Source organism: Streptomyces sp. NPDC097640 (genome assembly GCF_040302705.1).
Taxonomy (GTDB): Bacteria; Actinomycetota; Actinomycetes; order Streptomycetales; family Streptomycetaceae; genus Streptomyces.
On sequence record NZ_JBEOSB010000002.1, the window covers coordinates 19,610 to 43,689 of the forward strand.

Below are 24,080 nucleotides of genomic sequence, written 5' to 3' on the forward strand. Positions count from 1 at the left end.
CGTCACGTCGGCGGGGCGTCGTCCCCGGGCGGCGCCGCCCGGGGCACCGGCTCGATGCGCACCCTCTCCGGGTGTTCCAGGTACGTGACGAGCGACGGCGGCCGGTAGCCGGGGTCCCCGTCGTAGTGCTCCTTCGCGGTCGTCGCCAGATACTCGAAGCCGTCGGCGCGGCCGTCCTTGTCCGTGGCCTCGCCGATGGGCCGGTTGAAGGGCTTGACCAATCGGTAAAGCCCCGTCCGGGAGGGGTGCGGAGAAGCCATCGGATCGGGGACGACCCTGAATTCGACGCTCTCGCCGGGGGTTATCCGGATGGGGCCCTCGGGGCTGAAGGCCCCGGGCCGGAACTCCAGGCCGTATTCCCGGGCCTGCTCGACCATCCACAGCAACGCGATGTCCGACAGGGAGGTGTCGGTGTATCCGCCGCCGACGTCGCAGTGCACCCCGCTGAACCACACCTGCTTCAGCTCCTGCCCCTGGACTCCGGGCTGCTGATGCCACAGCGTCGGCTCGAACGCCGCCCGCCGCTCGTCGATGGCCAGGGCGTGGAACGCGCCGTCCACCCGGGTGCTGAGCTTGGTGTCGTGGAACTCCCAGCGGTGGTTCAGCCGCCGCACCACGGGCCTCATCCAGCGGGGCCCGAGAGCCGGGACACCGAGGGCACCGACGGTGTCCCACACGCCGATGAAGCGTATCCGCGGGTCGTACGAGTACGCCCGGCGGAACAGGCTGGCCGCGACACCGGTCGGCTGGTCGGCCGAACTGCGGTACAGGGCCCACGCCTCGGCGATCCGGTCGGCGTTCTCCCGGCGCAGGATGCCGCAGTTGCGGAGCATGCCGACGATGCTGCGCGCGGTGAACGCGCCCCTGCTGAACCCGAAGAAGTAGAGGTGGTCACCGGGTTCGTAGTTGTCGATGAGAAAACGGTAGGCGTCGAACACATTGCGCGACAGCCCGATCCCGAAGGCGCCCCCGCGCAGCCGGTCCTTCCGGCTGGTGCCCACACCACGGTGGTAGTAGACGCACTGCCGGTTCCCGCCCGAGTCCTCGGACGCCACGGTCAGGGCGAGTTTGGTGACATTGGTCGGGCAGGGGCGCCTGTCCTCGGTCTGATCGGGGGTGTTCCATGTACCGTCGCAGCACACGACGAGACGTTTGGGCATGACAGCCTTCCTCCCACGACCGTGTTCAGCCGGGCCGTTGGGTGGTTCATACCCTACGCATCACCCCCTTGGAGCGGAGGAACGACCCTCCGCATGCCGCTAGGGTGGAGGTGCTCCCGCCCCCGGTGAACGAGCGGCGGTGTCGAGCAGTCAGGCGGTGCGGGCCGTATCGGCCCCCGCCTTCGCGACGCCCTCACCAGGCGTCCGTCCCGGCAGCACCCGCCACTCTCGCGGTCTCCCGTGTACTTCGCTGCCCCCTTCCCCCATCGCACGCCCTGTCACACACCCGCGATCAGGAGACGCGCGCATGGCCACACCACCGCACCCCCGTACCTGGGTGCTGCTCGCGATGTCCGTGGGGGTGTTCTGTGTCCAACTGGACGCCTTCGCCCTCAATTTCGCTCTTCCCCGTATCGGCGCCGACCTCGGCGCACCCGGGGACGGAGCGCGATGGGCGGTGAGCGGCTATCTGCTGTCCACCGGCACGCTCATGCTCGGCGCCGGCCGTCTGGGCGACCTGTTCGGCCGCCGCGGACCGCTCGTGCTGGGCCTGTCCCTCTTCGGCGCCGCCTCCGTGGGGTGCGCGCTGGCCACGAGCCTGCCGATGCTGGTCGCCGCACGCGCCGTCCAAGGCGCCGGCTCTGCCGTGATCATGCCGGTGGGGCTTGCCCTGCTCACCAACGTCTATCCCGAACACCTGCGTGGCCGGGCCACCGGCCTCGCCCTCGGTATCGGGGGCATCGCCACCGCCTGCGGCCCTTTCGTCGGGGGCGCGCTCACCGACACCCTCTCCTGGCGCGCCGTCTTCTGGCTGAACGTCCCCCTCGCCGCGCTCGGCGCCGTGTGGGCCGCGCGCGCCGCCGAGAGCCGTGACACCGGCGGACCCCGGCGACACCTCGACTGGCGCGGCCTGCTCACCGTCACCGGCGCGCTCGCCGCGCTCGCCGTGCTCCTCGACCGCGTCCAACGCGGCACGCCCCGGGGCGAGATGGCCTTCCTCGTCCTGCTGTGCGGGGCGCTGCTCGGCGCGTTCGTCCACGCCGAGCGCCGTGCGCCGCATCCTCTGGTCGGGTTCGCCCTGTTCCGCAACGGCCTCTACGTCGCCCTGACCCTCACGGGCGCCGTGGCCAACACCGCCGCCGTGATGTTCCTCTTCGTCGTCCCGCAGTCCCTTCAGGACCGATGGGGCTGCTCCGCCATGGCCGCGGGCGCGGCCTTCCTCCCGGCGGCCCTCGCCATGGCCGCCGCAGGTCCCCTCGCGGGACGCGTCGCCACCCGGGACGCCGCGCCCGCGATGGCCGCCTGCCTCGGCGCGGGCGCGCTCGGCCTGTCCGGGCTCGCCCTCGCTCCCTCCTTCCCCGTCTATCTGACCGTTGCCACCTGCTGCGGTGCCGCCCTCGGGTTCGGCAACGCCCTCACCCTCGTCGCCACCCAGGGAGTCATCCGCCCGGAACGGGCCGGCGAGGCCTCAGGTGTCACCAAGACCGTCATCACCGTCGCCGCCGGCCTGGGTGTTGCCCTCGCCGGCGTCGGTGCCGGGGCCGCCGCCGACACCGCGCTGCTGGTCATGGCCGCCGGTTGTGCGGTCGCGTGCGCGGCGTTGCTGGGGTGGCGCGTACGACGGGGTCCGGACCTCGACGGGCGCGGTCGGTGTCACTTGAGATAGGGGCCGTCACCGCCGATCTTGCCGGGGCCGTTCAGCACGTACACCCGGAGGTTGCCCTTGCCGGGGGCCGCGACGGACAGCGAGCCGCCGGAGACGGTCTTCACGTCTCCCGTGACGGCGTCGGTGTACGTCCCGTTCGGAATGCCGGTGAAGGTGGCCCCGCCGGTGACGGTGACGAGCGCGAAGCTGTCGGTGCCGCCGCTGGTGTAGCGGCGTTTGAACGCCATCGGGCCGGTGATGCCGTCGGTGGAGTACTGGCCCATCTGGAGGGCCGGGACGGCCCGGCGGATCCGGTTGAGCCGCTGGACGTGTTCGACCAGGGGCTGGGCGAGGGTGGTGGCGACCTGGCCGGCCGCGGAGTCGGCCTTGCCGAAGTCCGAGGCCGTGACGGATCCGGCCAGATGGTCGCCGTAGTACGCGCGTCCGGTGGAGGCCAGCGGGCAGGTCGGGCCGCAGTCGATCTGCTTGCCCTTCTGGAACTCGATCTCCGAGCCGTAGTACAGCGTCGGTATGCCGCGGAACGTCCACATCAGCGCCATGTTCTCGGCCCAGGCGTCGGTGCCGCCGCTGTAGCGGTTGCTCGACTTGTTCGGGCCGTAGTCATGGCTGTCGACGTAGACGACGTTGTAGGTGGCGTCGTTGACGCTGTCGTCGGAGTCCTTGCCGTTGTTGTACGCGTTCTGCGCGTCACCGAAGTTCATGTGCATGCGCATGTCGATGATGTTCATGCCGGAGAACCGGCTGTGGTCCGGCGCGTGGTACGTGTTGCCGTCCAGGAAGGCGTTGGCGGAGGTGGGCTGGTTGCCCGTGCCGAGCTGCTCCTCGTGGTCGTACTGCTCGATGGCCGCCTTCTCGTCGTCGGCGCTGTACTCCTGGCGCTCCTTCCAGGTGTAGAACTGCGCCGAGTGGTTGACGGACCCGCGGTTCCACTTGTCGTTGACGAAGGCCGCGACCTCGCCGAAGACAAAGAAGTTGCGCGCCGCGTCGGCGCCGAACTTCTGGGTGACCCGTTCCTGGATGGCGGGCAGGAAGCGGCGGTTCCAGGTGACGCGCGGGATGTGGACGGCCGTGTCGACGCGGAACCCGTCGACGCCCATGTCGATGTACTTGTCGTAGGCGCCGATCAGGTAGTTCTGCACGGGGGTCGACTCGGTGTCGAAGTCGGCGAGGTCCTCGTGCAGCCAGCAGGAGCGGGAGTCCTCGCCCTCCCAGTTGCCGATCCAGCACTGGTGGTAGTACTGCTTCGGGAACATCCCCGAGGTGGGGCCGGGCCACTGGCAGTTGTAGAGGGTGTAGCCTTCGGGGCTCTTGCCACCGGTCGGCTTGCCCCAGTTGAGGCAGGTGTTCCCGGCCGGTTCGGCCGTGGACCACAGGTCGCCGTTGTAGTACGACTTCCCGGACTTGGGCTCGATGGTCAGGCCGTCGTACGCGAAGCCGTCGTTCTTCTCGTCGTAGTACCAGCTCCACTGGGCGTCCCGGACGCCGTAGACGGTCGGGGTGAACAGGCCCTTGGCACCCCAGCGGGAGCTGTGGTTGTACACGACGTCCTGGTAGATCTTCATGCCCTTGGCGTGGGCGGCGTTGATCAGGTCCTGGTAGGAGGCGCCGTCCGACTCGAGGCGCGGGTCGACTCGGTAGAAGTCGTAGCCGTGGTAGCCGTGGTAGTCGTAGTCCGAGCGGTTGAGGACCACGGGGGTGACCCAGACCGCCGAGAAGCCGAGCGCCTTGATGTAGTCGAGTTTGCCGATCAGGCCCTTGAAGTCCCCGCGGAACATGGGGTCGTCGTTGGCCGCGTTGCCGGACTTCACATGCTGGCTGCCGCCACGGTTGTTGGAGCCGTCGCCGTCGAAGAAGCGGGCGGTGAGGACGAAGTAGATGGGGTCCTTGCGGGGGTCGGTGCCCAGCGGGGTGCCGGCGGCCGGTTCCGGCGCCTTCTCCCCGGTGGTCGCGGTGGCCGCCGCGGAGGCGGGGGAGGTGTTGCCGGCCGCGTCGACGGCCCTGACGGTGTAGGTGTACGTGGTCTTCTCCTCGAGGCCGGTGTCGGAGAAGACCGTCGAGGTGACGTCCGTGACGACCGTGCCCCTGGTGCCGCCGGTGCGCGTGACCTGATACTTCGCGACCCCCGTGTCGTCGGTGGCCGCTGCCCAGCTCACGACCACGGAGGTGTGGGTGGCACTGGCCGTGACCCCGGTGGGCGCCGTCGGGGGCTGGGTGTCCGGGGCCTGCGCCGCGCACGGGTCCTCGGCGTCGGCCGTGACCGTTCGGTCCTTCACCGTCGTGGTGCCCGTGGGGATGGTGTAGTCGGAGCTGTTGTTGTTGTCCCAGACGCCGTTGCCGTTGTTGAACGCGGCCCTGAGCGAGGCGGCCGTGCCGATGTCCAGCGTCTTCTTCCACCAGCCGGTGCAGGCGGGCTCCATGCCGACGCCCGGGGCGGTGGTCCAGGAGCCCCCGGCGGGCGCGTAGTGGATGTTGGCGGTGGTCCATCCGGTGGTGGCCGTCGAGTAGTAGACGGTCGCCTTGTTGCCGGAGCCGTCCCCTGAGCCGCCCCCGGTGTCCGCGCAGGGGTCGCTGTGGGCGATCACCCCGTCCTTGACGGTGATGTTTCCGGTGCCCAGGGCGTAGTTCGCGCCGCCGTTGTTGTCCCAGGTGCCACTGCCGTTGTTGAAAGTGGCCTGCAGCCCGGTGGCCGAGCCGAGGTCGACGGTCTTCTTCACCCAGTCCGTGCAGGCCGCCTCCATCGGTAAGCCGGGGGCGGTGGTCCAGGCGCCGCCGTCGGGGGCGTAGTGCAGATAGGTGGCGGACCAGTTCTTGGTCTTCGTGTAGTAGAAGACGGTCGTCGTGTTCGAGGTGGCGGCGGCGGTCCTGACCGGGGTGGGGCGGGACTCCGGCGGGCCCGCGACGAGCCCGAGCACCCCCGCCGCCGCGAGGGCCGTGGCGAGCGTGCGCCGCAGCGGAGCTGGTGGTCTGTCGCGCAAGGGTGCCGTTGACGTGGGTCTCATGGCGTCTCCCAGTGGGGGAGCGGGTGGGGAGTGCGCTGAATCCAGAACCGGCAAGTTGCTGCAAGCTCTTTCATTGCAAGCTACAGGGACATGACAGCCCGGTAAAGAGATGCGACGCGGCCTACACTGCCGCGGGAGCGGCGGGATACCGCCCGGAGCGCCCAGGGAGCGCCCGCCGCAGGCGTCAGATCCGCCTGGCGCGGCTTAGGCGCAGGACGGGCACAGCCCGTGGTACGTGACCTCGGCCTCGGACACCGTGAAGCCGAACCGCTCCTCCGCGGGGAGGTCGGCCAGCGGGTTGCCGATCGGGTGGACGTCGCGGATGGTGCCGCAGCCGGAGCACACCAGGTGCTGGTGTGGGCGGTGCGCGTTGGGGTCGTAGCGCTTGGCGCGGCCGTCGGTGGAGACCTCTATGACCTCACCGAGGGTGACCAGCTCGCCCAGGGTGTTGTAGACGGTCGCCCGGGAGATCTCGGGCAGCCGCCGGGCCGCGCGGGCGTGCACCTCGTCCGCCGTGAGATGCACATGGTCGCCGTCGAGGACCTCCGCTACTACGCGCCGCTGGGAAGTCAGCCGCCAGCCACGCCCGCGCAGTCGCTCCAGCAGGTCACTCATATCGGCTCACCTATTCGGGTTCGGTAGGACACCCGGAGTTTACCAGCGGATGTCCGAAATCCGATCGGATATGGGATTGGCGTTCTTCTTGACTTGGACTCTGTCCATCGTAGGATCGGTTCTGGCGACAGCCAAGGGACAGGAAGACTCCAAAACGGCAGGAGACAGCCACGTGACGGGACCACCGCCGAGCAGTTGCCCGGCGCCGGTCAGCGCGGTGTCCGAGGTCTGCCACCGGGGCCCGCGCCCCGGCTGTTCCACCGCCCGCAGTTCCTGAACACCGAGATGGGCCCAGTCCGGAAGGATTCCGATGTCCGAGAACCATGAAGCAAACGCCGTAGACGAGCAGGCCGAGGGTGGGGGCGGCTGCCCGGTCGCACACGGGCGCGCACCGCACCCGACCCAGGGCGGCGGAAACCGCCAGTGGTGGCCCGAGCGGCTCAACCTGAAGATCCTCGCCAAGAACCCCGCCGTGGCCAACCCGCTCGGCGAGGAGTTCGACTACGCCGAGGCGTTCAACGCCCTCGACCTCGCGGCCGTGAAGCGTGACATCGCCGAGGTGCTGACCAGCTCGCAGGACTGGTGGCCCGCCGACTTCGGCAACTACGGCCCGCTGATGATCCGGATGGCCTGGCACAGCGCCGGCACCTACCGGATCAGCGACGGCCGCGGTGGCGCCGGCGCCGGTCAGCAGCGCTTCGCGCCGCTCAACAGCTGGCCGGACAACGGCAACCTCGACAAGGCCCGCCGTCTGCTGTGGCCGGTCAAGAAGAAGTACGGCCAGAGCATCTCCTGGGCCGACCTCATGATCCTCACCGGCAACGTCGCCCTGGAGACCATGGGCTTCAAGACCTTCGGCTTCGCCGGTGGCCGCGAGGACGTGTGGGAGTCCGAGGAGGACGTCTACTGGGGCCCCGAGTCCGTCTGGCTCGACGACCAGCGCTACACCGGCGACCGCGAGCTGGAGAACCCGCTCGGCGCGGTCCAGATGGGTCTCATCTACGTCAACCCCGAGGGCCCCAACGGCAACCCGGACCCGATCGCCGCGGCCCGCGACATCCGTGAGACGTTCCGCCGCATGGCGATGAACGACGAGGAGACCGTCGCCCTGATCGCCGGTGGTCACACCTTCGGCAAGACCCACGGCGCCGGCCCGGCGGACAACGTCGGCGCCGACCCCGAGGGCGCCCCGATCGAGCAGCAGGGCCTCGGCTGGAAGAGCACCTACGGCACGGGCGTGGGCAAGGACGCGATCACGTCCGGCCTCGAGGTCACCTGGACCAGCACCCCGACCCAGTGGAGCAACGGGTTCTTCAAGAACCTCTTCGAGTACGACTACGAGCTCACCAAGAGCCCGGCCGGCGCCAACCAGTGGGTGGCGAAGGACGCTCCCGAGATCGTCCCGAACGCCTTCGACCCGTCGAAGAAGCAGCGCCCGACGATGCTCACCACCGACCTCTCCCTCAAGGTCGACCCGATCTACGGGCCGATCTCCCGCCGGTTCTACGAGAACCCCGAGGAATTCGCCGACGCCTTCGCCCGCGCCTGGTACAAGCTCACGCACCGTGACATGGGCCCGATCGTGCGCTACCTCGGCCCGGAGGTCCCGTCCGAGGTGCTGGTGTGGCAGGACCCGCTGCCGGAGCGTACGGGCGAGCTGATCGACGCCGCGGACATCGCCTCCCTCAAGGAGCAGGTCCTCGGCTCCGGCCTCACGGTCTCCCAGCTGGTCTCGACCGCCTGGGCCTCCGCCTCCTCCTTCCGCGGCAGCGACAAGCGCGGCGGCGCCAACGGCGCCCGTATCCGCCTGGAGCCGCAGCGCGGCTGGGAGGTCAACAACCCGGACGAGCTGGCGCAGGTGCTGCGCACGCTGGAGGGCGTCCAGGAGGCCTTCAACGCCGCCGGCGGCAAGCAGGTCTCGCTGGCCGACCTGATCGTGCTCGCGGGCACCGCGGCAGTCGAGAAGGCGGCCAAGGACGGCGGCGTGGACGTCGAGGTGTCCTTCACCCCGGGCCGTGTGGACGGCGTGCAGGAGCAGACGGACGTCGAGTCGTTCGCCGCGCTCGAGCCGACCTACGACGGGTTCCGCAACTACGTCGGCAAGGGCAACCGCCTCCCGGCCGAGTACCTGCTGCTCGACAGGGCGAACCTGCTGACCCTCAGCGCGCCCGAGACCACGGTCCTCGTCGGCGGCCTGCGCGTCCTGGGCGCCAACCACGCCCAGTCGAAGCACGGTGTCCTCACCGACAAGCCCGGCACGCTCACCAACGACTACTTCGTCAACCTGCTCGACCTGGGCACGACGTGGAAGTCGACGTCGGAGGCGCAGGACGAGTTCGAGGGCCGCGACGCCTCCGGCGCCGTCAAGTGGACCGGCACCCGCGCCGACCTGGTCTTCGGCTCGAACTCCGAGCTGCGCGCGGTCGCGGAGGTCTACGCGAGCGATGACGCGAAGGAGAAGTTCGTGCGCGACTTCGCCGCGGCGTGGAGCAAGGTGATGGACCTCGACCGGTTCGACCTGGTCTGATCATGGGGTTCAGGCCCTGACGCTCGGGTCGGTCGGCACACGCCGGCCGGCCCGAACGCTTTCCAGCGCGCGCTCCGCCCAGCCGGGCGGAGCGCGCGCTGCGTCGTTCTTCCGCGACCTGCTCGCCTCCGACATCCTGGAGGTCTGCCACCCGCCCCTCGCCGGGCCGACCGCTGCCTCCTTGTTGTTCCACCGGATGGATAGAGGTGCCGAACATGAAACGCTCCCTGCGACTCGGCGTCAGCGCCGCCGCCCTCGCCGCCCTCGCCGCCCTCGCGGCGCTCTCCGCCTGCGGAGGCGGGTCCTCCTCGTCCGCCAAGGGCGACCGGGCCACGCTCGACCTCGCCGTCGCCTCGGCCGTACTCGCGCCCAAGGAGGAGGTCGCCACCCACGCGGTGGGCGATGCCGAGGGTTACTTATCCGAGGAGAAGCTGAAGGTCGACGTGATCAACACCAATGGCTCGGTGGCCGCCGTCCAGGCCGTGGCCTCGGGCAGCGCCGACATCACGGCGGCCGACGCGGGAGCGATCCTCGCCGCGCGGGAGAAGGGAGTTCCGGTCAAGGCCATCGGCGGCCTGGTGCGGAACTGGCCGTGGCGCATGGCGGTCCGGCCGGACAGCGACATCAGGACCCCCGCCGATCTCAAGGGCAAGAAGATCGGTGTCATCAGCCTCGCCTCCGGCTCGGCCATCTACGCCCGCGCGTACGCCAACGACGCCGGTCTTGACGCGGCCGAGGACATCGAGCTGCTGCCGGCCGGAGTGGGCGCTCAGGCCCTGGCCGCCCTGGAGAACGGCAGGGTCGACGCGCTCGCGCTGTACACCCAGGCGTACACCACGATCGAGAACACCGGCGCGGAGCTCCGCTACCTGGACAACTCCGACGCCTTCGAGGGCATCCGCTCCCTGACCTTCGCGGTGACCGAGAAGACCTTGAAGGAGAAGCGGGACGTGCTGACGCGCTATCTGCGCGCCGCGTACAAGGCGCTGCTCTTCTCCGCCGTCAACCCCGAGGCCGCCATGCGCGACGGCTACCAGGTCTTCCCGCAGCTGCTGACCGGCAAGAAGGCCGACGACCGCGTCGCCGACGACACCAAGACCCTCAACGCGTGGATCAGGACAGCCGTGCCCGCGACCGGTGAGCCCGAGAGCTTCGAGGACTGGGGCGCGATCAGCGAAGAGGAGTGGACCAGGACGGTCGCCTACACCAGGACATCCGGCCAGATCACCCAGGACGCCAAGCTCACGGAGCTGTGGGACGACAGCCTGCTGAAGGGCGCGAACGACTTCGACTCCGCGGCCGTGATCGAGAAGGCGAAGGCGGCCGAGTAGCGACCGGAGCGCCGGCAACAGGAGGGTGAGGAGACCATCATGGCCATGAGGACTCCGGGCCGCCGCCGTGGCCGGGATGCCCGGAACGCGCATCCCGCGCCCGACGTGGACGAAGCCCGCTGGATCGAAGTCGAAGGACTGCACAAGATCTACCGCCCGCGAAGATCCGAACCGACCCATGCGCTCTCGGGCATCGGCTTCACCGTCCGGCGCGGTGAGTTCATCTCGGTCGTCGGCCCCTCGGGATGCGGCAAGACCACCATGCTGAAGATCCTCGCCGGGCTGATCCCCGGGAGCGAGGGGGCGGTCCGGGTCGCGGGCCGCGAGGTGGCGGGGCCGCTGCCCGAGGTGGGCATGGTCTTCCAGGCGGCCACCCTCCTGCCGTGGCGCACCGTTCTGGAGAACGTGATGGTGCCCGTGGAGGTGCGGAAACTCGACGCCCGGGTGTACCGGGAGCGGGCCGGGAAGCTGCTCGCGATGGTCGGCCTCGCCGGCTTCGAGGGCAAGTACCCTCATGAGCTGAGCGGTGGGATGCAGCAGCGCGCCGGCATCTGCCGGGCCCTGGTGCACGATCCGGCCGTGCTGCTGATGGACGAGCCCTTCGGCGCGCTCGACGCCATGACCCGCGAGTACATGAACGTCGAGCTGCTGCGGATCTGGCGGGAGAGCGGCCAGACCATCGTGTTCGTCACCCACTCCATTCCCGAGGCGGTCTTCCTCTCCGACCGGGTGGTGGTGCTCAGCCCCCGCCCCGGGCGTGTCGCCGAGGTCGTCGACATCGAGCTGGAACGACCGCGTGCGCTGAGCGTCATGGCCTCGGACCGGGCCGGGGTCTATGTCGAGCGGATCCGCAAGCACTTCAACGCCATCGGAGTGATCGACGGATGAGGTCCAAGGCCAGGACCAAGACCGCACGCGGCGGTTTCGGCGTGGATCTCAGGGAGCGCCCCGAGCTGCTGCTCGTCCCCGGCGTCTTCGTGACCGTGATGCTGGCGTGGGAGTTCGCGGTCCCCGCCTTCGGGGTCGACGACTATGTGCTGCCGCGCCCCACCCAGATCCTCGACGCCCTGCGGACGCAGCTGTCCGACCCGCTGTTCTGGAGACATGTGAAGATCACGGTGCTGGAGTCGCTCTACGGCTTTCTCCTCGGCGTGGGCGCGGCGCTGGTGCTGGGCACCGCGATCTCCCAGGTGCGGCTGATCGAGCGCACCTTCATGCCGTACGTCGTCGCCTTCCAGACGGTCCCCAAGGTGGCCCTCGCGCCGCTGTTCGTGGTGTGGTTCGGCTTCGGCATGACCAGCAAGGTCGTCATGGCGGCGGTGATCTCGTTCTTCCCGGTGCTGGTCAATGTGATCGAGGGGCTGCGCTCGGCCGATGCCGACCGGATCGAGATGCTCACGGCGTTCGGCGCCGGCAGGTTCGCGGTCTTCAGGATGGTGCGGCTGCCGAGCGCGCTCCCCTTCATCTTCGCCGGTCTCGACATCGGGATCGTCTTCTCGATCCTCGGCGCGGTCGTCGGAGAGTTCATCGGGGCGAAGGAGGGCCTGGGATATCTGCTGCTCCAGACCAACTACAACTTCGACATCGCGGGGATGTTCGCCGTGCTGGTGGTGCTCTCCGTGCTGGGGCTGATCGCCCACTTCATCATCCGCTTCGCGCAGAAGCGCCTCGTCTTCTGGTCGGAGGAGAACCGGGTGATCGGGGCATGAGCGCGAGTCGACAGGAGGCCGCGGTGACCGAGTACGACCTGGTGGTGCGGGACGCCCGCGTCGTCACCCACGACCATGACCAGCCCCGGCCCGCGGACATCGCCGTCAGCCGCGGGCGGATCGCCGCCGTGGCCCCCGGCATCGCCGCGGCAGGCGCCCGCCGGGTGATCGACGCCGGAGGCAAGCTGGCGTTCCCCGGCGTCGTCGACGCCCATCAGCACTGGGGGATCTACCACCCGCTGGCCGAGGACGCGGCCACCGAGAGCCGCGCGTGCGCTCAGGGCGGGGTCACCACCGCCCTGACCTATATGCGGACCGGGCGGTACTACCTCAACAAGGGCGGCGACTACGCCGACTTCTTCCCCGAGGTGCTGGACGCCGCCTCCGGCCGCGCCCATGTCGACTACGGCTTCCACCTCGCGCCGATATCGCGCGGCCACATCGACGAGATCCCCGACCTGATCGAGCGGTTCGGCGTCGTCTCGTTCAAGGTCTTCATGTTCTACGGCAGCCATGGTCTGCACGGCAGGTCGGCCGACCAGAGCGCGTTCCTGATGATCGGTGAGGACGAGCGCTACGACTACGCGCACTTCGAGTTCGTCATGCGCGGGGTGCAGGCCGCACGCGAGCGGTTCCCCGGCCTCGCCGATCAGATCTCGCTGTCCCTGCACTGCGAGACCGCCGAGATCATGACCGCGTACACCGAACTGGTCGAGGAGGCGGGCGAGCTGACCGGGCTCGCCGCCTACAGCGCCTCCCGGCCACCGCACTCCGAGGGGCTCGCCGTCTCCATCGCCTCCTATCTGGCGCACGAGACCGGGCTGCCGACCGTCAACCTGCTGCATCTGTCGTCCCGCAAGGCGGTCGACGCGGCCGTCCGGATGGGCCGTGCGTTCCCGCACATCGACTTCCGCCGCGAGGTCACCATCGGGCATCTGCTCGCCGACATCACCACCGCGCACGGCCTCGGCGGCAAGGTCAACCCGCCGCTGAGGCCGCGCGAGGACGTGGAGGCGCTGTGGGAGTACGTGCTCGACGGCACCGTCGACTGGGTCGTCAGCGACCACGCGTGCTGCCGCGAGGAGCTGAAGTTCGGCGAGCCCGAGGACGACGTCTTCGTCGTCAGGTCCGGATTCGGCGGCACCGAATACCTCCTCCCCGGCCTGATCACCGAAGGGACGAAGCGTGGCCTGCCGCTGGGCCGGATCGCCGCGCTGACCTCCTGGAACCCGGCCCAGCGCTACGGGCTGCCCAGCAAGGGCGCCATCGCACCCGGCTTCGACGCCGACATCGCCCTGGTCGACCCGGGCCGCACGTGGACCGTGCGCGCCGCGGAGTCGGAGTCGATGCAGGAGTACACCCCGTTCGAGGGGTTCGAGCTGACCGCCCGGGTCACCGACACCTTCCTGAGAGGCCATCACATCCTGCGGGCGGGCGAGGTCGTCGGCGAGCCCGTCGGCGCCTATCTGCACCGCCCGGCCTGATGCAGGCTGATCCAGCCCACATCAGATGGGGCAGACGCGCCCGGGGGTCGCCCTCAGCGAGCTGACCGTGTTGTCGCGGCCGGGCGTGATCGTCCACGGACCGGTGCTCGCCCCGACGCATGTGTCCTGGCCCGTGTAGTTGTAGCCGTCGTACATGGTCCAGACCCTGCTGGTGCGATTCCAGTGCCGGTCCCGTCAGGGCCGTCGAAGATACAGAAGTAGCCGGGATTGCAGCGTTCCCAACCGGCCGCGGCCGCCGTGGTCCCGGCTGCCGCGGGGCCGGCCGCCAGGGTGCCGCTCAGCGTCAGCGCGACACCGGCCGCCGCGCCCAGCATCCTCTTCCTGATCATCACAACCACTTCTCCCGTCTCGGCAGGCGGCCCCGCCGGTGCGCCCGGGCAGCGGGGAGGTGCGGCGATGGCGCGCAGGGAGCGCCCGCTGGATACGGAGGAAGGCCCGTTACCGGAGTTCGCCGCGGGCCTGCGGCAGCTGCGGCAGAAGGCCGGCAGCCCGACGTACCGGGCGCTGGCGGAGCGGGCCCACTACTCGATCTCGACCCTGTCGTCCGCCGCGTCCGGACAGCGGCTGCCGACGCTGGCGGTGACGCTGGCGTATGTGCGCGCCTGCGACGGGGACACCGAGGAGTGGGAGCGCCGCCGGCGGGAGGTGGCGGAGCAGGTCGGCGGGGGAGACCCCGTCCTCGGCCCACCTTGCGGAGAGCGGCTCGGTGCCCGGTGAACCCGGCCGCGGGTCACCGGGCACCGCCCTGGCGGCTGTTACTTCGAGCAACCACACTGGCAGCAGGGCTCGACCTGTACGTCGTCGATGACGGGGCCGTAGGCGCCCGCCACCGTGCTGGTGAAGCCGAGCGTCGTGGTGGTGCCGTTGGCGACGAACGTGACCCCTCGGGTGACATAGCCCATGTTCGCGAAGCTCTTGCCCGTGGAGTTGAACGAGAAGTCCTGGAAGTTCTGCCCGTCGATCAGGACGCTCCCGGTCTTCACCGCCGGACCACCCGCCGGGTTCGCGGCCAGCGAGTACGTCACGGTGTACCTCTGGCCGGCCGTCGTCCGGAAGGTCTGTGCGACCGTGCCCGGCTCGGCGGCGTTGAGATCGACGGACTGGTTCCCCTCGGCCGCTTGCCAGAATCCGGCGCCGATCAGGTCCACGGCCCCGCGCGTGACCTTCCAGGGGCCGATGGACTGGCCGCTGGAGAGCGTGGTGAACGCGTTCGCGGGCGCGGTGGGGTACTCGAAACTCCCGTCGTCGAAACGGCTGACGGCCGCGGTGGCGGTGGCGGCGGGGGCCGCGGCCATGGCCGTACCGGAGGCGGCCAGCAGCCCGACCACCGCGATCGCGGTGAAGGCAGAGCGGGAAACCACCATGTAATTCCTCCCGAAGAGTGAAGGTCGGCGGAACAGCGCTCGACCTTCCCACCTGGCGGAAGGCGCCAGGAAGGCTCGCAGGCGGGAGTGCGGTGGCGCCGGGCATCGCCCGGTGGCCCGTGCGCGCCCCTCGCGCAACAACGAGCCGATGGGGGAGGGAGGTTCGTCCGACGCGGTGACACGGTGACGCGGGGGATCGTGCTGCCGCCGGCCCGGGGAGAAGCCGTCCGTGGTGCGGGACCACCTCTCCCCGGGCCGGCGGTGTCGCCCGGGCTCGGCGCGGTGGCCGCCGGCTAGCCGCCGAAGCTCACGGTGAGGCGGCCGTCCGAGGCGAAGGACCACTTCAGCGCGCCACCGTACGACGAGCAGCGGGATCCGTTCGTGCCGGACCAGAACTGGTTCGATCCGTCGGCGTCGCCGATGGTGCGGTCCTTCGTCCCGCTGCTGCTACTGCGGCAGGACACATTGTCGCGGAACACCGAGGTGCCCCCGTCGAAGGAGAAGTTGCGCTCGGCGTTGTCGACGCTGACGTTGCCCGACACCGACATGTGGCCCGGGTTGCTGTTGTACGTGAACCCGTGCTTGCCGTTGCGGTAGGCGATGCTGCGGCGGACGACGTGGTCGACGGCGATGTCCGAGCCGCCGAGCTTGTAGCCGTTGCGGTCACCGCTCGACGCCTGTGAGCCGTCCGAGAGGGTGCCGTTGTTCAGGGCGAGGGAGTCCTCGATGGTCACCGGGCCGATGGCGCCGGTGTCATCCTTGGTGTACAGGTCCCAGCCGTCGTCGATGTTGTTGTGGGACACGTCGTAGCGGAAGACGTTTCCGGCGCCGACCGTGAGCTTCGCGGCGAAGCCGTCGGCGTCCTCGCCGTCGGAGTCGGCATTGTCATGCGACTCCGAGCTCACCACGAGGTTGTTCGCCGGCCACTGTTCACGCGGGGTGCTGGAGGCGATACGCGATATCTGGAGCCCCGTGTCGCGGTTGAAGCGCGTCACCGCCCGCTCGATGACGTTGTTGCTGCCCCCGACGAAGATGCCGTTGTCACCGGCGCGCTCGACGGTGAGGTTGCTGATGCGCCAGTACGACCCGTTGACGGCGAGCCCGCGGTTGGCCGGGTCCTCGCTCATGGCCGAGAAGTTCAACACCGGCTTCTCGCCCGGGTAGGCGGACAGCTGCTTGGGGGCGCTGGAGGTGCCGTTGTTGCCGGGTGCGATGGTGACGGTCTGCGAGAGGTTGTAGGTCCCTCCGCGCATATAGATGGTGCCACCGGCGGTGATGCGGGTGATCGCCGAGGCGAGAGTCGTCGGGGAGGACTCCGTCCCGGGGGCGCTCGCGCTGCCGTTCGGCGACACGTACAAGGCGTCGGCCTTGATCGACGCGGCGTGCGAGACGGTGGGCTGGACCGCGAGCAGACCCGCCGAGGCGACCACCGCCGCAGCGGCGGCGGCGAGGGTGCCGCGTGCGCGGTGGGCGCGCGCGGCCGTGGGGGGCTTCTGCCGCGGGGCAGGGGAAATCCGGGTCATCCGGGTGTGCTTCATGGCGCTGAGACCTCCTGCTGTGAGGGCTGCCGTGGGGGCGGCACGCAGCACATGAGAGCGATTGCTGACGGCTTCCCACCCTCAGAAGGGCAGGACAGGGCGGCTCTTAGCACGTGACGGCCATCACATGAAGTTCAAATTAGCAAGCGCTTGCTGGAGCGTCAACGCCCCCGCCGCCCGGCGGCTTCGGTCCGGTACTGCCCGGGGGTGGCTCCGAACTCCCTTTTGAAGGCGTGGGAGAAGGCATACGGGGTGCCGTAGCCGATCCGGTGGGCGATGGTGGCCAGCGGATCCGTGGTGTCGCGCAGCAGAGTGGCCGCCAGAGTGAGGCGCCACCAGGTGAGATACGCCATCGGCGGGCGGCCGACCAGCGCGGTGAACCGGCGGGCCAGGGTGGGACGGGAGACGCCCGCCTCGGCGGCCAGGCGGTCGTTGCTCCACGCGGCGGCCGGATCCGAGTGCATCGCCCGGAGGGCGAGGGTCGTCACCGGGTCGTTCAGCACGGCCGGCCAGACCCCGCTGGTGTCCTCGGCCACCCAGGAGCGGACCATGTAGACCAGCAAGAGGTCGAGCAGGCTGGGGACCGCGACGTGTGACCCGGGCCGCTGCGCGTCCAGCTCACGGCCCAGCAGGTCGATGGCGGCGCGGAGTTCGGGGTGGCCGCCCACGCGGTTCGGCAGGTGGACGACCGTCGGCAGCTCCGTCATGAGCGGATGGACGCAGGCGCGGTCCAGCCGGTACTTGCCGCAGAGCAACTCCGCCGCGCCGGTGGCCGGCCCGGTCTCGCGTGGCCGAGTCCCGTCGAGCCAGGGCTCGAACGGCACCGCCCGCCGCACGGTCGCCGCGTCGGCCGGGGCGTCGGCGAGCACATGCCCGGTGCCGTGCGGCAGCAGCACCGCGTCCCCCGTGCCGAGCGAGACCGGGGCGCCGCCGTCGGGCAGCAGCCAGCAACTGCCCTCCAGTACGACATGGAAGCCCGCGCCGTCATACGGGGCGAGCCGTGTGCACCAGCTTCCGCCCACCCGCACCCGGTTGGAGGACGGCCGTCCGACGCGCACGGCCGCGATCGCATCGCTCACCACATCCACCGGGTCAGGATAGCTCTCATCGTTTCGAGCATGAGACGGATGCGTATTCAGAAGACTCCTTCACGCATTGAGAGGCTCAACCGGCCTTCCTTAAGGTCGAGAACATGAGCAGCGAAAACGTGCAGCACATCGTGCTGGGAGATGTCGAGGTCATCCGGATCGTCGAGTGGGGCGGGCCCTTCGCGCCGGCCCCCGGCATCGTTCCGGAGGCCGGGGCCGAGGTGTGGAAGGAGAACGAGGACTGGCTGGCGCCGGACCACTGGAACCCCGAGCACGACATGGCGGTGGCCGCGCTCCAGACCTGGGTGCTGCGCAGCGCCGGGCGGACCGTCCTGGTCGACACCGGAGTGGGCAACGGGCGCGAGCGCCCCGGAATGCCGCAGTTCCACCGCCGGGAGGGCGATTTCCTCGGCAGGCTGGCGCGGGCTGGTGTCCGCCCGGAGGCTGTCGATGTCGTCGTCAACACCCACGTCCACGCCGACCACGTCGGCTGGAACACCGTCGGCGTCGAGGGGGAGTGGGTGCCGACGTTTCCCAACGCCCGCTACCTCATCCCGGCCGCGGACGACTTCCACTTCGGGCCGGACAACGCGTACGGCGGCGGCCTGCGGGAGGACGACCGGCTGGTCTACGAGGACAGCGTCGCACCGGTCCACCGGTCCGGACAGGCCGTGCTGTGGGACGGCACCCACCGCATCGACGAACACCTCATCCTGGAGTCCGCACCCGGCCACACCCCCGGATCCTCGGTGCTGCGGCTCGCATCAGGGGGTGACCGGGCGGTGTTCGTCGGCGATCTGCTGCACAGCCCGGTGCAGATCCTGCGCCCTTCCTGCAACAGCTGCTTCTGCCTCGGCCCGGGGCAGGCGGTGGCCAGCCGCAGTCGCATCCTCGAACGGGCGGCGGAGACACGCGAGCTGGTCGTTCCGGCACACTTCGGTGGCGCGGGCGCGGTGGAAGTCCGCAGGAAGGACGGCGGGTTCACCCTCGGGCCGTGGGCGGCCTACGCCACCCGGTAGGCGGGTGTTCCCGGCCATCACCCGGGCGTGGTCCCGGCGTGTCCGCGATGCCCCGAGGGTCCGGCCGCCGGGGTGAGATGGTCCAGGCAGGAACCCCCGGGGGTCGACCGGGAGCCGTCCGGGCAGACGACGTTTTCCCAGCTCGCCTGGGTGACATCGGCCTTCCGCACGCGCGCGCCGCGGAGATCCGAGTCGGACAGCGTGGCCCCGGCCAGGTCGGCACCGCGCAGATCCGCGTCGGCCAGGCCGACGTGGGTGAGCGACGCGGACCGCAGATTCGCGTCGCCCAGGTGTGCGCCGTCGAAGCTCACGTCCGTGAGGAGACTCCTGCCGAGCGCCGCGCCGCTGAGGTCGGCGCCGCGCAGGTCGACCTCGGAGAGGGTGGCGGTGCTGAGGTCGGCCCGGCGGAGGTCGGCGTCGCGCAGGTCGACGTTCTCCAGCGACGCCCCGGTCAGCCGCGCTTTGTAGAGGTTGCCGTGGCGCAGGTTCGCCTCGGACACGGACCCGGTCAGTGTGGAGCCTTCGAGCCTGATGCAGCGCATCTTCTTCTGCCACAGGTCGGAGCCGTCGACGGTGCGGCCGGAGAGGTCCTTGCCCGCGTGGCCGGGACAGTTGCGGCCGTGCTCGTCCCTTCCGCAGCCGATGAGGAAGGCCGAGGACAGGGCGGCCACCATGAGGCAGGAGAGCGAACGGGGCCAACGCGTGTTCATGGGCCATCCCTGCCGCCGCCTGGTCGCGGAGTGCCGCGCGGTACCGATGAGGGCACGGAACCCGTCGGCCCCGCGCCTGTGGCCAGCGTAGACGAGCCTCAGAAGCGGGCGCCGCACTCTCGGTGGTCCCCGCGTGTTGCCCTGGTGCGCTTGTCGTGGCGGTAGAGGTTACCGGCGGGTTCGGGGATCCTGGGCTGACGCTCGGGCAGGCGCCGGGGCGCATCCGGTTCGAGAGGGAGAGCGATGGGGTCCGTGAGTGGCCGGAACATCGGGGGCCCGGGGCCCGCGGGGCTGGGCGAGGCGATCCACGCCACCGCCGAGGACATCGCCGCAGTACTGCGCGGCGCGGCCGACACCGGGGTTCCGGTGCCCGGGTCGCGGTGGTCGGTCGGGGAGGCGGCGGCGCATCTGGCGCAGGCCAATGGGCTGATGGCGGATGTCGCGGCGGGGAAGGCGCGCACCCATGGGGACGGCACGCGGGACGGGCTGGCCGTGGCCAATGAGCGTGCGCTCGCCGCGTTCACGGAGCGCCGGGCCGAGCCGCTGGCCACCATGATCGTCGAGCAGGCCGACGCGTTTCTCGAGGCGGCTGCCCGGCCGGTGGCGCAGGGCGAGCTGGACACCCCGATGGGTCCGATGGGCCTGGACGTCCTGGGGTCGTATCTGCTGACGCATATGCTCGGCCACGGCTATGACCTGGCCCGCGCGCTGGGCCGTCCGCATATGGTGGACCGCGTCCGGGTCGAGCTGACCCTGCCCTTCCTGCTCACGGCCATGGAGCGGGTCGTCGACGCCGAGGCCACCGCCGGGCTCACGGCGCGCTACACCATCCGGCTGAGGGGTGGCGCCCGCTTCGGCACCACCTTCACCGACGGCGCGATAGCCGTGAGCCCGTGCCCGCCGAGCCGGCCGGACTGCACCATCCTCACCGAGCCGGTGGCCTTCTTCCTGATGGCGCTGGGCCGCCTCGGCCCGTGGGGCGCGCTCGCCCGGGGCCACGTGCTGGCCTGGGGGCGCAAGCCGTGGCTCGCGCCCCGCTTTCCGACGCTGTTCACCCCGCCGTGAGCCGGCCCGCCGCTCCTGTCGCCGGGGGTACGGGAGCAGCGGGCCGGGGTTCAGGGGGTGGCGCGGTGTCAGGTGCGGTAGGCGTAGTACGCGGAGTTCGGGTACGAGGAGATGAGGCTGGACAGCGACCGCCGGTAGGTGTCGGTGTCGTGGTAGGTGAGGTACGGGACGCCGCTCGTGCTCCGGTACGAGGTGATCATGGTGTGGTCCTTCGCGCCGTCCTTGTCGAAGTCCACCTGGAGGACGTCACCGAGGTCCATCTGGTAGGCGTTCGCGAGGGCGGTGGTCCGCTTCGCGGTCTGGGTGAACCAGGACCACTCGTTGACACCGATCCAGGAGTCGGACTGGCCCGACGTGCTGTACCACCAGGTGTCGTAGTCCTCGGTGGAGGTGGTGTCGTTCTTCCAGCCGCCCGCGAAGAGGGACTGGCTGATGTAGTTGGTGCAGTCCCCGCCGGCGCTGTTGAAGCGGCGGTAGGCGGTGTTGTAGTTCTTCCAGTACTTCTCGGCGTACGTGGCCATCGCCGTGTAGTCGTAGGTGGTGCCGCTGCCGAGGTTCTTGGGCTTGGCGGGCGCCGGGAGGGTGATGGCGGCGCGCGGGGCGTCGATGATCGCGGTCGGGCGCACCGGCGCCGAGCTCGCCGCGGGCACGGGCTCGTTGACCGCGCGGGGGCCCTTGTCCGTGCGGCGGACGCTCTCCAGCTGCCAGGTGCCGTCCGTCTGCGCGGTGAAGGTGAGCTCGTGGTGCGCGGTGAAGCCGGTGGTCGGGGGCTCGTCGCCGCGGATCTTCTGATAGGTGAGGGTGGTGGCCTCGGTGACCCGGACCGTGGCGCGCTGCCCCTCCACGCGGGTGCTGTCGACGGTCACCTCGGTGTCGGCGTCGCTGTAGGCCTCACCGAACTCGGCCAGCCGCTCGCGCGTGCCCCGCACGGAGGCCAGGGTGGTGTTCTCCGTGCGGGAAAGCGCGGACGAGAGCCGCACGTTACCCTGCGCCTTCTGCGCCGTACGGGCGAGCTGGGGCCGGTCCAGCAGCGCGGCCGTACGGTCGGTCAGCACGGCGTCCGCTATTCGGCCGAACGAGTCGGCGTTCGGCTGCGGCGCCGCGGGCGCCGAGGCGTCGGCGGCGTGGGCGGCGGACAGGGGCAGCAGCGCGGCGGACAGCACGGTTGCGGCAACGGCTGAGCAACGGCTCAACGTCCGAGATCTCACGGGGTTTCTCCTCGAACCCGGGTGGTCGGCTCCCGGGTGAGCGTCATCTTTGCATGACCTCCTCAACCTTCTCAGTTGCTTCACAAGATTGCCGATCAGATTCGGCCACGTGGTGTTCCGTCGTCTGGTGGCCCGTCAGGCCGCGTCCAGGGCGGCCAGTTCGTCGGCGATGGCGTGCAACTGCTCGACGGAGAGTCGCGCGACGGGCAGCGCGGCCAGGCCGATCAGCGAGATCGTGGCCATGAACTGGAGGTTCTCCGAGTCGGTGACGCCCGGGATGTGGCGGCTCAGGATCTCGGCGGCGGCCGGGTCGGCGGTGAGGATGTGCACGGGGGTGCGCACCGACAGCCGGCTGTCCGGGAAGTCACCGACCGGCGGCAGCGGTCGCAGCGCGGCCCGGGCGCGCTCGCCCTGGGCGCGGACCAGCAGGTGTTCCGCGGTCACCGGGCCGGTTCGGGGCAGGCCGAGGCGAAGGTACTGGTCGTCCGGGGCGTCGGTGGCCCGCAGCAGCTCGGTGAGCAGCCCGGCCATGCGCAGCTCCACCTCGTCGTCCTCGATCGGGGCGGTCTGCTCCGGGTCGGTGTCCAGGTCGAACAGCAGCGTTCCGTAGGCGCTGGGGTTGAGCATCGACCGGCCCGGGACGCGCAGCGTGGGGACGCCCTTGGTGAAGTCGAAGGGCTCGGCGAGCCTGGCCCCGGCCAGCTCGGCCGGGGTGAAGCGGCCACGCATACGGGTGGGCATCAGGGTGTGGTCGTACAGCGGCGCGTTGGAGTCGTCGGCGCAGGCGCGCATATAGACGTGGCGGCCGTCGGTGACATTGGCATGGCCGCCGAAGATGCCGAACAGTCCGGCCTCGCGGATCGGGGTGTCGTCGGCGAGGACACCGCGCAGCGGCCTGCCCTGCATGTCCGCGGGGCGCGTCACGTCGAAGTACTCCAGCAGGGTGGGCCCGAGGTCGATGGTCTGCACAAGGGAGGTCCGGCGCTCCCCGGCGGTGCCGACGCGCGGGTCCCAGACGAACAGCGGCAGGTGGACCAGCTCGTTGTACCAGGGCAGGACGCCCTTGCCCCACCAGTTCTTCTCGCCCAGCATCAGGCCGTGGTCGGTGTTGACGATGAGCATGGTGTCCGACCACAGGTCCAGCTCGTCCATCAGGTCGAGCACCCGGCCCAGGGAGCGGTCGCACATGGACAGCAGGGCGGCGTACTCGTAGCGCGCGTGGGCGCTCTCCTCCGGTGTTTCGGCCACCCGCTTGTAGTCGGGCCAGTCGAAGTGCGGGCCGTCGTAGTCGTGCGGATACAGGTCCTTGTAGCGCTGGTGGGAGAAGAACGGCTCGTGCGGGTCGAAGGTCTCCACCTGGACGAACCACCGGTCGGCCGCGGCGTTGGTGCGGATGAACTCGATCCCGGCGTCGAAGGTGAGGGTCTGCGGGTGTTCCTCCTCGGTGGTCATGTACTGCCGGTTGACCCAGTCCTGGCGGTAGGTGGGGCGGCGCACCTCCTTGAGGTCGTCCGGCGCCTTCGGGCCGGCCACCTGCCCCTTCCAGGCATCGCCCTCCTGGCCCCGGAAGAACTCCCAGGTGGTGTAGCGGCCGTGGTACGTGGCGCCGCCGTCCTCCCAGTAGTGCGGGTGGTCGCTGGCCAGGTGGGTGTGCACACCGTGCCGCCCCAGGAGCTCGGGGACGGAGTCGTCGAACGGCTCCAGCGGCCCCCAGGAGCGGTGCAGGAAGTTGTATCTGCCGGTGTGCAGCTCGCGCCGGGCCGGCATGCAGGGCATGGACCCGGCGTAGGCGTTGTCGAAGACGGCCGTGCGCTCGGCCAGCCGCGCGAAGTTGGGGGCGTGGGTCCAGTCGGCCCCGTACGGAGGCAGCATGCGCCGGTTGAGGCTGTCGAACATCACCATGATGGCTTTCATGTGTCCTCCTGTGAGGTGTCCGGGCGGTCGGGGGAGGTGTCCGGGGCGAGGTCGTCGTTCTCCAGCCGCCGCAGGACGTCCTCGAGCCAGGCCACCCACCGGTCCACGGCGCCGGTGCCCCACCCGTGCACCAGGTCCGCGGCGGCCTGGTGGCGTACGGGGTCGAGCCCGGGCACGGGGTCCTCGAAGAGGAGGGTGCGGTCCCGGTGGCGGATCCTGGCGATCTGCTCCCTGCGGTACCGGAGCTCGGTCGTCACCAGCCGGACCGCCGCCTGCCGGTCCAGCGCCACCGTGATCAGGAAGCGGTTGGTGAAGTCGGGGTCCGCGAAGCGGCTGGTGGGTTCGTAGGGCGAGCGGACCCACTTCTGCAGCGCGGCCCGGCCCTGGTCGGTCAGCCGGTAGACCTTGGCGTCCGGGCGGCGTTCGCGCGGGTCCACGCGGAATTCGACCCAGCCGCTCTCCTGCATCCGGGCCAGGGCTCGGTAGACCTGGCTGTGATGCAGCCGGGAGCTGACGAACTGGCCCTCGGCGGACAGCCATTTACGCAGGTCGTAACCGCTGTACGGACGGGTGGCCAGCAGCCGCAGCAGGACGTGTTCGAGCTTCACTCGGGCTCCTGGGGTTCCTGGGGCTTCCAGGGGGCTCCTATGTGCAAGAGCACA

General features: G+C 70.4%; 19 protein-coding genes and 1 pseudogene. 9 read left to right on the forward strand and 11 right to left on the reverse strand.

The features are described from left to right. Window positions 1–2: 2 nt before the first annotated feature. Window positions 3–1,160, reverse strand: coding sequence for a T6SS phospholipase effector Tle1-like catalytic domain-containing protein (locus ABTY62_RS02450; RefSeq protein ID WP_352127481.1), 1,158 nt, complete (start codon window positions 1,158–1,160; stop codon window positions 3–5). A 307-nt stretch (window positions 1,161–1,467) separates the two neighbouring features. Between ABTY62_RS02450 and ABTY62_RS02455 the strand changes: the two genes are divergently transcribed. Further along, the gene (locus ABTY62_RS02455; protein WP_352127482.1) at window positions 1,468–2,826 is read left to right on the forward strand and encodes an MFS transporter; all 1,359 of its coding nucleotides are present in this window, start codon (window positions 1,468–1,470) and stop codon (window positions 2,824–2,826) included. On the opposite strand, the gene ABTY62_RS02460 is transcribed toward ABTY62_RS02455, so the two are convergent. Continuing rightward, a complete protein-coding gene (locus tag ABTY62_RS02460) occupies window positions 2,814–5,825 on the reverse strand; it encodes a carbohydrate binding domain-containing protein (protein WP_352127483.1) in 3,012 nt (1,003 codons plus the stop codon). The two genes, ABTY62_RS02455 and ABTY62_RS02460, sit on opposite strands and share 13 nt — an antisense overlap. 204 nt (window positions 5,826–6,029) lie before the next feature. Then, complete coding sequence (locus ABTY62_RS02465) at window positions 6,030–6,440, reverse strand: Fur family transcriptional regulator (protein WP_352127484.1); 411 nt, start codon at window positions 6,438–6,440, stop codon at window positions 6,030–6,032. A gap of 310 nt (window positions 6,441–6,750) precedes the next feature. On the opposite strand from ABTY62_RS02465, the gene katG reads away from it, so the two are divergent. The 5 genes from katG (at window position 6,751) to ABTY62_RS02490 (ending at window position 13,491) form a co-directional block, all read left to right on the forward strand. Further along, the gene (gene katG / locus ABTY62_RS02470) at window positions 6,751–8,967 is read left to right on the forward strand and encodes a catalase/peroxidase HPI (RefSeq protein ID WP_352127485.1); all 2,217 of its coding nucleotides are present in this window, start codon (window positions 6,751–6,753) and stop codon (window positions 8,965–8,967) included. A 215-nt stretch (window positions 8,968–9,182) separates the two neighbouring features. Continuing rightward, window positions 9,183–10,298 (forward strand): ABC transporter substrate-binding protein, encoded by a 1,116-nt coding sequence (locus ABTY62_RS02475; RefSeq protein ID WP_352127486.1) that lies wholly within the window; start codon window positions 9,183–9,185, stop codon window positions 10,296–10,298. A 105-nt stretch (window positions 10,299–10,403) separates the two neighbouring features. Continuing rightward, complete coding sequence (locus tag ABTY62_RS02480) at window positions 10,404–11,186, forward strand: ABC transporter ATP-binding protein (RefSeq protein ID WP_502997398.1); 783 nt, start codon at window positions 10,404–10,406, stop codon at window positions 11,184–11,186. After that, a complete protein-coding gene (locus ABTY62_RS02485; RefSeq protein ID WP_352127488.1) occupies window positions 11,183–12,007 on the forward strand; it encodes an ABC transporter permease in 825 nt (274 codons plus the stop codon). The genes ABTY62_RS02480 and ABTY62_RS02485 overlap by 4 nt, the downstream gene beginning before the upstream one ends. 23 nt (window positions 12,008–12,030) lie before the next feature. Beyond that, the gene (locus tag ABTY62_RS02490; RefSeq protein ID WP_352127837.1) at window positions 12,031–13,491 is read left to right on the forward strand and encodes a dihydroorotase; all 1,461 of its coding nucleotides are present in this window, start codon (window positions 12,031–12,033) and stop codon (window positions 13,489–13,491) included. Between the two features lie 167 nt (window positions 13,492–13,658). Here the strand turns inward: ABTY62_RS02490 and ABTY62_RS02495 are convergent. Next, a pseudogene (locus ABTY62_RS02495) lies at window positions 13,659–13,841 on the reverse strand (peptidase inhibitor family I36 protein); the annotation flags it as partial. 67 nt (window positions 13,842–13,908) lie between these two features. Between ABTY62_RS02495 and ABTY62_RS02500 the strand changes: the two are divergent. Continuing rightward, window positions 13,909–14,229: a helix-turn-helix domain-containing protein gene (locus tag ABTY62_RS02500; protein WP_502997389.1), complete on the forward strand. Its 321-nt coding sequence runs from the start codon at window positions 13,909–13,911 to the stop codon at window positions 14,227–14,229. 38 nt (window positions 14,230–14,267) lie between these two features. Here the strand turns inward: ABTY62_RS02500 and ABTY62_RS02505 are convergent, their stop codons facing one another. The 3 genes from ABTY62_RS02505 to ABTY62_RS02515 form a co-directional block, all read right to left on the reverse strand. After that, window positions 14,268–14,876, reverse strand: coding sequence for a choice-of-anchor C family protein (locus ABTY62_RS02505; RefSeq protein WP_352127489.1), 609 nt, complete (start codon window positions 14,874–14,876; stop codon window positions 14,268–14,270). A 293-nt stretch (window positions 14,877–15,169) separates the two neighbouring features. Then, window positions 15,170–16,414: a right-handed parallel beta-helix repeat-containing protein gene (locus tag ABTY62_RS02510; RefSeq protein ID WP_352127490.1), complete on the reverse strand. Its 1,245-nt coding sequence runs from the start codon at window positions 16,412–16,414 to the stop codon at window positions 15,170–15,172. Window positions 16,415–16,575: 161 nt separating this feature from the next. After that, window positions 16,576–17,502, reverse strand: a complete 927-nt coding sequence (locus ABTY62_RS02515; protein WP_352127491.1) for an AraC family transcriptional regulator — start codon at window positions 17,500–17,502, stop codon at window positions 16,576–16,578. A 104-nt stretch (window positions 17,503–17,606) separates the two neighbouring features. Here ABTY62_RS02515 and ABTY62_RS02520 point away from each other — a divergent pair, with 104 nt between their 5' ends. Next, the gene (locus ABTY62_RS02520) at window positions 17,607–18,521 is read left to right on the forward strand and encodes an MBL fold metallo-hydrolase (protein ID WP_352127492.1); all 915 of its coding nucleotides are present in this window, start codon (window positions 17,607–17,609) and stop codon (window positions 18,519–18,521) included. A gap of 17 nt (window positions 18,522–18,538) precedes the next feature. On the opposite strand, the gene ABTY62_RS02525 is transcribed toward ABTY62_RS02520, so the two are convergent. Continuing rightward, complete coding sequence (locus tag ABTY62_RS02525) at window positions 18,539–19,231, reverse strand: pentapeptide repeat-containing protein (RefSeq protein WP_352127493.1); 693 nt, start codon at window positions 19,229–19,231, stop codon at window positions 18,539–18,541. A gap of 243 nt (window positions 19,232–19,474) precedes the next feature. Between ABTY62_RS02525 and ABTY62_RS02530 the strand changes: the two genes are divergently transcribed. Then, window positions 19,475–20,296, forward strand: coding sequence for a maleylpyruvate isomerase family mycothiol-dependent enzyme (locus ABTY62_RS02530; RefSeq protein WP_352127494.1), 822 nt, complete (start codon window positions 19,475–19,477; stop codon window positions 20,294–20,296). Between the two features lie 68 nt (window positions 20,297–20,364). Here the strand turns inward: ABTY62_RS02530 and ABTY62_RS02535 are convergent, their stop codons facing one another. From ABTY62_RS02535 to ABTY62_RS02545, 3 genes are all read right to left on the reverse strand, one after another. Beyond that, window positions 20,365–21,504 carry an amidase domain-containing protein gene (locus ABTY62_RS02535; RefSeq protein WP_352127495.1) on the reverse strand — a complete coding sequence of 380 codons (1,140 nt, stop codon included), beginning with the start codon at window positions 21,502–21,504 and terminating at the stop codon, window positions 20,365–20,367. Between the two features lie 135 nt (window positions 21,505–21,639). Further along, the gene (locus tag ABTY62_RS02540) at window positions 21,640–23,418 is read right to left on the reverse strand and encodes a sulfatase (RefSeq protein ID WP_352127496.1); all 1,779 of its coding nucleotides are present in this window, start codon (window positions 23,416–23,418) and stop codon (window positions 21,640–21,642) included. Continuing rightward, a complete protein-coding gene (locus tag ABTY62_RS02545; RefSeq protein WP_352127497.1) occupies window positions 23,415–24,026 on the reverse strand; it encodes a PadR family transcriptional regulator in 612 nt (203 codons plus the stop codon). The genes ABTY62_RS02540 and ABTY62_RS02545 overlap by 4 nt, the downstream gene beginning before the upstream one ends. Window positions 24,027–24,080: the final 54 nt, after the last annotated feature.